Here is a 636-nt window from a genome sequence, read left to right as displayed (position 1 = left end):
AAAGTAAAGCTGGCACTAACGCTGTCTCGGCTACAGTTATCAGCAATGCTATAAGTAACATTTACCACTCCGCCATCACACAATCTTGGAGCCACTCTAGGATCGCCGCTGAATTGTGCTACAGCATTACAACCATCATTTAAAGTTTGGAATTGAGCTAACCATGCAGCAAATGCAGCATCTACAGCAGCTTGATCTGCATAGTCACATTGACTAGTAGATGAATTACCTGGACCAGCAACATCAACGTCGGCTTCACCATTCAAAGTAAAGCTGGCACTAACGCTGTCTCGGCTACAGTTATCAGCAATGCTATAAGTAACATTTACCACTCCGCCATCACACAATCTTGGAGCCACTCTAGGATCACCACTGAATTGTGCTACAGCATTACAGCCATCATTTAAAGTTTGGAATTGAGCTAACCATGCAGCAAATGCAGCATCTACAGCAGCTTGATCTGCATAGTCACATTGACTAGTAGATGAATTACCTGGACCAGCAACATCAACGTCGGCTTCACCATTCAAAGTAAAGCTGGCACTAACGCTGTCCCGGCTACAGTTATCAGCAATGCTATAAGTAACATTTACCACTCCGCCATCACATAATCTTGGAGCCACTCTAGGATCTCCG

At 44.5% G+C, this 636-nt stretch carries 1 protein-coding gene; it reads right to left on the bottom strand.

Features of this window, described 5'->3' with window-relative positions; translation table 11 throughout:
• Positions 1-636: hypothetical protein (locus ACS8MM_RS00060; protein ID WP_379711742.1), on the bottom strand; the 636-nt coding region annotated here is incomplete at both ends.

This window comes from Flavobacterium sp. MAHUQ-57, assembly GCF_051908335.1.
Classification (GTDB): Bacteria; Bacteroidota; Bacteroidia; order Flavobacteriales; family Flavobacteriaceae; genus Flavobacterium.
The sequence above is the reverse complement of the archived record's forward strand: the minus strand, read 5'-3'. Positions and strand labels throughout refer to the sequence as shown.